5 protein-coding genes are annotated in these 6,428 nt (G+C 69.6%); 4 read left to right on the plus strand and 1 reads right to left on the minus strand.

Going from position 1 to position 6,428, the window contains the following annotated elements:
- Positions 1 to 80: 80 nt before the first annotated feature.
- Positions 81 to 1,463: a cysteine desulfurase/sulfurtransferase TusA family protein gene (locus ABD330_RS30020; RefSeq protein ID WP_344469444.1), complete on the minus strand. Its 1,383-nt coding sequence runs from the start codon at positions 1,461 to 1,463 to the stop codon at positions 81 to 83.
- Between the two features lie 341 nt (positions 1,464 to 1,804).
- On the opposite strand from ABD330_RS30020, the gene ctaC reads away from it, so the two are divergent.
- The 4 genes from ctaC to ABD330_RS30040 all read left to right on the plus strand — a co-directional run bounded on the left by ctaC (position 1,805) and on the right by ABD330_RS30040 (position 6,294).
- The gene (gene ctaC / locus ABD330_RS30025; RefSeq protein WP_344469445.1) at positions 1,805 to 2,656 is read left to right on the plus strand and encodes an aa3-type cytochrome oxidase subunit II; all 852 of its coding nucleotides are present in this window, start codon (positions 1,805 to 1,807) and stop codon (positions 2,654 to 2,656) included.
- On the plus strand, positions 2,653 to 4,437 hold the full coding sequence (gene ctaD / locus ABD330_RS30030) for an aa3-type cytochrome oxidase subunit I (protein ID WP_344469446.1): 1,785 nt from the start codon (positions 2,653 to 2,655) through the stop codon (positions 4,435 to 4,437). The genes ctaC and ctaD overlap by 4 nt, the downstream gene beginning before the upstream one ends.
- Positions 4,437 to 4,835 carry a cytochrome c oxidase subunit 4 gene (locus tag ABD330_RS30035; protein WP_344469447.1) on the plus strand — a complete coding sequence of 133 codons (399 nt, stop codon included), beginning with the start codon at positions 4,437 to 4,439 and terminating at the stop codon, positions 4,833 to 4,835. The genes ctaD and ABD330_RS30035 overlap by 1 nt, the downstream gene beginning before the upstream one ends.
- Positions 4,836 to 5,010: 175 nt before the next feature.
- Entirely contained in the window at positions 5,011 to 6,294 is a 1,284-nt protein-coding gene (locus ABD330_RS30040; RefSeq protein ID WP_344469448.1) for a L,D-transpeptidase, read from the plus strand.
- Positions 6,295 to 6,428: the final 134 nt, after the last annotated feature.

Raw genomic sequence — 6,428 nt, forward strand, 5'->3', positions numbered from 1 at the left:
GCGCAACCGTGCACCTTCGTCGTGCCCTGGTCGCGCAGTTCCCCGTGCCCCTGGGGGTAACCGGTTGCGTACGTGAACCCTCAGGAAACCCGCTTCACCAGGTATGCCGACCCCCGGTCGCGGCCGTAGTCGGTGGCCGGGGCTTCGCCGAGGTACTCCTGCGCACGCATGCCGCACCAGGCCGGGATGTCGAACCGTGCCGCCTCGTCGTCGGCCAGCACGGCGACCGTGCCCCCGGGGGCGACCTCGCCGATCCGCTTGGCGAGTTCGATGACCGGCAGCGGGCAGAGCTTGCCCAGCGCGTCGATGACCAGCGTCTGCCGCACGGCCGCGACCGGCAGGTCGAGTCCGAGCGGAGCGCGTACGCCGGCCACCAGGCCCGGCAGCACGTCGAGGAAGCGCGCCACGTCCGCCTCGGCGGTGCCGTGGGGGAGTGACACCCGGACGTTGCCCTCGGTCAGCACGCCCATCGCGGCCAGCACGTGGCTGGGCGTCAGGGTGCTGGAGGTGCAGGAGGAGCCGGAGGAGACCGCGAAGCCCGCGCGGTCCAGCTCGGTGAGCAGTACCTCGCCGTCCACGTACAGGCAGGAGAAGGTGACCAGGTGCGGCAGCCGGCGGGCCGGGTCGCCGACCACCTCCACCTCGGGGACGAGCCGGGGCACTTCGGTCCGGATCCGCTCGACCAGGGCGTGCAGCCGGGCGTTCTCCTGCTCGGCCTCGGCGCGGACGGCCCGCAGCGAGGCCGCCGCCGCGACGATCGCGGGCACGTTGACGTAGCCGGGGACCCGGCCGCGCTCGCGTTCGTCTGCGGGCAGCGGCGAGGCGTAGCGGACGCCCTTGCGGACGGCGAGCACGCCGACCCCGGCCGGGCCGCCCCACTTGTGGGCGGAGGCCGTGAGCAGTGACCAGCCGCCCGGGACGGGCAGCCGTCCGGCGCTCTGCGCGGCGTCCACCAGCAGCGGGACCCCGGCCTCCCGGCAGCGCTCGGCCACCTCGGCGACCGGCTGGAGGGTGCCGACCTCGTGATTGGCCGTCTGGAGCACGGCCAGTGCCGTCCGCTCGTCCGGGTCGTACCCGGCGGGATCGACCCGGCCCAGCCGGTCCACCGGGACGACGGCCACCTCGCCGCCCTCGGCGAGGTGCTGCTCGGCGGTGTGCAGCACGCTGGAGTGCTCGACGGCGGAGTGCAGCAGGCGGCCGCCCCGGCGCCGGTTGCCCTTGAGCGCGCCGAGCATGCCCAGCTGCACGGCCTGGGTGCCGCTGGAGGTGAAGGAGATCTCGTCCGCCCGTGCCCCCAGGACCTCGGCCACCGTCTCGCGGGCCGCGTCGAGCAGCATCCGGGCCTGCCGCCCGGAGCGGTAGAGCCGCGCCGGGTCGGCCCAGCCCTCGTCCAGTGCGGCGGTCAGCGCCTGCCTGGCGACGGGATGCAGCGGAGCGGTCGAGGCCACGTCGAAGTAGGACACGGACCACACCGTAACCCCGGCTCATCCGCCGTCAGGCGAACACCCCGATTTGTCCGGTTCGCAGGCGCCCGACGCTCCGTCACCCGGGTGACGGAGCGGTGTCCCCCGATCGGGTGTGCGAGCCTCGATTGCCTACGATGACCTGGGAGTCAACCCCTCCGGGGGCTGATCGGGTACGCGGGCGGCGCGTTACCGGGACCTGCCCGTCAGGAGCGCATAAGCCTGGAGTAGGGTTTGGCCCGCATAAGCATTCAAACCGTGCCCGTGGCCGGGTCGCCGGGGAGGCGCACAGCACTCCCGGCGGCGACGCGATCGCGGGCGAGACTTCGGGAAGGCGCTACGTGAGTCCCAACGGCTCCGACCGCTCGCCGCGGCGCACGATGCGGCGGAAGCTGCCTCAGGCGCTGGCACTGGGCCTCGTCATCGCGACCGCTACCGGCTGCTCGGCCAACGACCTCCCCAGGCTTGGCCTCCCCACCCCCGTCACCAAGGAAGGACCCATGGTCCTTCAGATGTGGCAGGGCTCCTGGATCGCGGCACTGGTGGTCGGCGCACTGATGTGGGGTCTGATCATCTGGAGTGTGATCTTCCACCGGCGCAGCCGCACCAAGGTGGAGATTCCCGCTCAGACCCGGTACAACGTGCCCATTGAGGCGCTGTACACAGCGGTCCCCCTCGTCATCGTCTCGGTGCTCTTCTACTTCGTCGCCCGCGACGAGTCGCGTCTGACCTCGGTCTCGGCGAAGCCGCAGCACTTCGTCAACGTGGTGGGCTTCCAGTGGAGCTGGGCGTTCAACTACGAGAACACCGAGACCCCGGACCCGGCGAACACCGACGCCGCCTACGACGTGGGCACGCCGGCCCAGCCGCCGACGCTCTACCTGCCCATCAACGAGTCGGTCCAGTTCCGTCTGACGTCGCGTGACGTCATCCACGACTTCTGGCCCGTCAACTTCCTGATGAAGATGGACGTCGTCCCGGGCCTGGTGAACAAGTTCGAGGTCACCCCGACCGCGCTGGGCACCTTCCGCGGGAAGTGCGCCGAGCTCTGCGGCGTGGACCACTCCCGGATGCTGTTCAACGTCAAGGTCGTCACGCACGACGAGTACGAGCAGCACCTCAAGGAGCTGCGGGCCAAGGGCCAGACCGGCGCGGTGCCCTCGGGCATCACGACCATGGGAAGTGAGAAGTGACTATCCTCAACGAGCCCGCCGCTGCCGGCGGGGCATCCGGGGCCAAGGTCACGGACGGCGGGGGCCAGTACTCCCGCAAGCCGGGTTCCACCATCATCAAGTGGCTGACCACCACCGACCACAAGACGATCGGCACGATGTACCTCGGTACCTCGTTCGCCTTCTTCCTGATCGGTGGCATCCTCGCCCTGGTCATGCGCGCCGAGCTTGCCCGTCCGGGGACGCAGATCCTCTCGAACGAGCAGTTCAACCAGGCGTTCACGATGCACGGCACGATCATGCTGCTGATGTTCGCGACGCCGCTCTTCGCGGGTTTCGCGAACTGGATCATGCCGCTGCAGATCGGCGCCCCCGACGTCGCGTTCCCGCGCCTGAACATGTTCGCCTTCTGGCTGTACCTGTTCGGCTCGACGATCGCGGTCGGCGGCTTCCTCACCCCGCAGGGTGCGGCCGACTTCGGCTGGTTCGCCTACTCCCCGCTGTCGGACGCCGTCCGCTCGCCGGGTGTCGGCGCCGACATGTGGATCATGGGTCTGGCCTTCTCGGGCTTCGGCACCATCCTCGGCGCGGTCAACTTCATCACCACCATCATCTGCATGCGCGCGCCCGGCATGACGATGTTCCGGATGTCCATCTTCGTGTGGAACGTCCTGCTGACCGCCGTCCTCGTCCTGCTGGCCTTCCCGGTCCTGGCCGCCGCGCTCTTCGCGCTGGAGGCGGATCGGAAATTCGGGGCACACGTCTTCGATCCGGCCAACGGCGGGTCACTGCTCTGGCAGCACCTCTTCTGGTTCTTCGGCCACCCCGAGGTGTACATCATCGCGCTGCCGTTCTTCGGCATCATCTCGGAGATCATCCCGGTCTTCAGCCGCAAGCCGATGTTCGGCTACTCCGGCCTGATCGCGGCCACCATCGCGATCGCCGGTCTGTCCGTGACGGTGTGGGCGCACCACATGTACGTCACCGGCCAGGTGCTGCTGCCGTTCTTCTCCTTCATGACCTTCCTGATCGCGGTACCGACCGGTGTGAAGTTCTTCAACTGGGTCGGCACCATGTGGAAGGGCTCGCTGAGCTTCGAGTCCCCGATGCTCTGGACGGTCGGCTTCCTGGTGACCTTCCTCTTCGGTGGTCTGACGGGTGTGCTGCTGGCCTCCCCGCCGATCGACTTCGGCGTCTCGGACTCGTACTTCGTCGTCGCCCACTTCCACTACGTGGTCTTCGGCACCGTCGTCTTCGCGATGTTCGCCGGCTTCCACTTCTGGTGGCCGAAGATGACCGGCAAGATGCTCGACGACCGCCTGGGCAAGGTCACCTTCTGGACGCTGTTCGTCGGCTTCCACACCACCTTCCTGGTGCAGCACTGGCTCGGCGCGGAGGGCATGCCCCGCCGCTACGCCGACTACCTGGCCTCGGACGGCTTCACCACGCTGAACACCGTCTCGACCATCGGCTCGTTCCTGCTCGGCCTGTCGATCCTGCCGTTCCTCTACAACGTCTGGAAGACCGCCAAGTACGGCGAGAAGGTCGAGGTCGACGACCCGTGGGGTTACGGCCGTTCGCTGGAGTGGGCGACCTCCTGCCCGCCGCCGCGGCACAACTTCACCACCCTGCCCCGGATCCGCTCGGAATCCCCGGCGTTCGACCTGCACCACCCCGAGATCGCGGCGCTGGACTACCTGGAGAACCACGGTGAGCCGGCCAAGCACTTCGCCGGGGTGACCCCCGCTTCGTACGACAACCCGAAGCTCGACAAGGCCACGAAGAAGGAGGGCGACGCCTGATGAAGGAACAGGGCAAGATCTTCCTGGGCTTCGCGGTCTTCATCCTCGCCATCGCCATCACCTACGGCCTCTGGGCCAAGGAGGCGGCCGGCACCACCGCGCTGTTCATGGCCTTCGGGCTGTGCGCCTTCATCGGGTACTACCTCGCCTTCACCGCCCGCCGGGTGGACAGCGGCGCGGGTGACAACCCCGAGGCCGAGGTGGCGGACGACGCCGGCGAGGTGGGCTTCTTCGCCCCCCACAGCTGGCAGCCGCTCTCGCTGGCCATCGGTGGTGCGCTCGCGTTCATGGGCGTCATCTTCGGCTGGTGGCTGCTCTACTGGTCGATCCCGGTGATCGTGATCGGTCTGTACGGCTGGGTCTTCGAGTTCTACCGCGGTGAGGACCAGAACCAGTAGGTTCCCGCTCTCACGGCCGCGCCGGGCCGGGCATCCCTTCGGGGGTGCCCGGCCCGGCGTTTTTCGCTCCGCCGGAGCGTCCCGTCGCCCTCTCACCCGTTCGGTGCCACCGGGATGCCGCGGGCCGCAGCCCGTTCCTACGATCTGATAGATCATCGGACCCTTGGAGGCAGCGGTGCGTGCGAACCCCCGAGCTGCGAGCCGTCGACCCGCCCGCCGGTGGGCCGCCGCTTCCGCACTGCTGCTCGCCCCGCTGGCGGGGTGCTCCTCCGGCGGCGCCCCCGGCAGCGCGGCGCCGGCCGCGCCCACCGCGGTGGACATCGGCCCGCTGGTGCACACCTCGGGCACCGCCGACGTCGACCCGGGCCGGCCGTTCACCGTCACCGCCGAGCCGGGCAGCCGGCTCACCGACGTCACGGTCAGCGCCCCGGACGGCCGGCAGGTGGCCGGACAGCTCGCCGGCGACCAGCACAGCTGGCAGTCGACCGGCCGGCTGAGCGCGGGCGCCAAGTACACCGTCCTGATCGCCGCCGACAACGGCAAGGGCGGCCGGGGCGAGACCACGACCTCCTTCAGCACCGTCGTCCCGCAGAACCAGCTGACCGCCGAACTCGGACCGGACTCCTCCGGCACCGGCGTCTACGGAGTGGGCCAGCCGCTCACCGTGAAGCTCTCCGAGCCGGTCAAGGACCCCGCGGCCCGCCAGGAGGTCGAGCGGAGCCTGACGGTGACCTCCGAGCCCGCCGTGACCGGCGCCTGGTACTGGGTCGACGACCAGAACCTGCACTTCCGCCCGCAGGAGTACTGGCCCGCCAACGCCCGGATCAAGCTCTCCTTCGACCGCACCGGCGCCCGGATCTCCGACGGCCTGTACGCCGGGCAGAGCAGCTCGAAGTCCTTCCGGACGGGTGACCGGGTCGAGGCGACGGTGGACGCGGCCGCCCACGAGCTGACCTACCGCCGCAACGGCGAGGTGGTGAACACCATCCCGGTGACCACCGGCAAGCCCGGCTTCTCCACCCGCAACGGCATCAAGGTGGTGCTCGGGCAGGAGGCGGTCGTCCGGATGAACGGCGAGACCATCGGCATCGCGGCGGGCAGCCGGGACTCCTACGACCTCCAGGTCCACTGGGCCACCCGGGTCACCTGGAGCGGTGAGTACGTCCACGCGGCGCCCTGGTCGGTCGGCTCCCAGGGCGTCGCGAACGTCAGCCACGGCTGTACGGGCATGAGCACCGACAACGCGAAGTGGTTCTTCGACCAGACCCGGATCGGCGACATCGTCCAGGTGGTCAACAGCATCGGCTCGGAGATGGAGCCGTTCGGCAACGGCTTCGGCGACTGGAACATCTCCTGGGACGACTGGGTCAAGCACAGCGCCCTCGGCAAGCCGGTCACCACCGCGGGCCCCCTCGACCCCACCACCACCGACCCGGGCGGCCCCCTCCCACAACTCTGAGGCCCCGTGAGCTGAACGCACACGGGCGACCAGAGACAGGGGCGCGGGGAACTGCTTGGGTTCTAGGAGTCGTTGCAACACCCCAGTTCAAAGGGGTGCGATGGACTTCGAGATCCGGGTGGACCGGAAGCCGC

It is taken from the genome of Kitasatospora kazusensis (assembly GCF_039529945.1).
GTDB classification, from domain to species: Bacteria; Actinomycetota; Actinomycetes; order Streptomycetales; family Streptomycetaceae; genus Kitasatospora; species Kitasatospora kazusensis.

Coding starts and splice junctions, on each gene's coding strand:
- ABD330_RS30035 (WP_344469447.1), top strand. CDS start 4,437: ATGAAGGAACAGGGCAAGATCTTCCTGGGCTTCGCGGTCTTCATCCTC.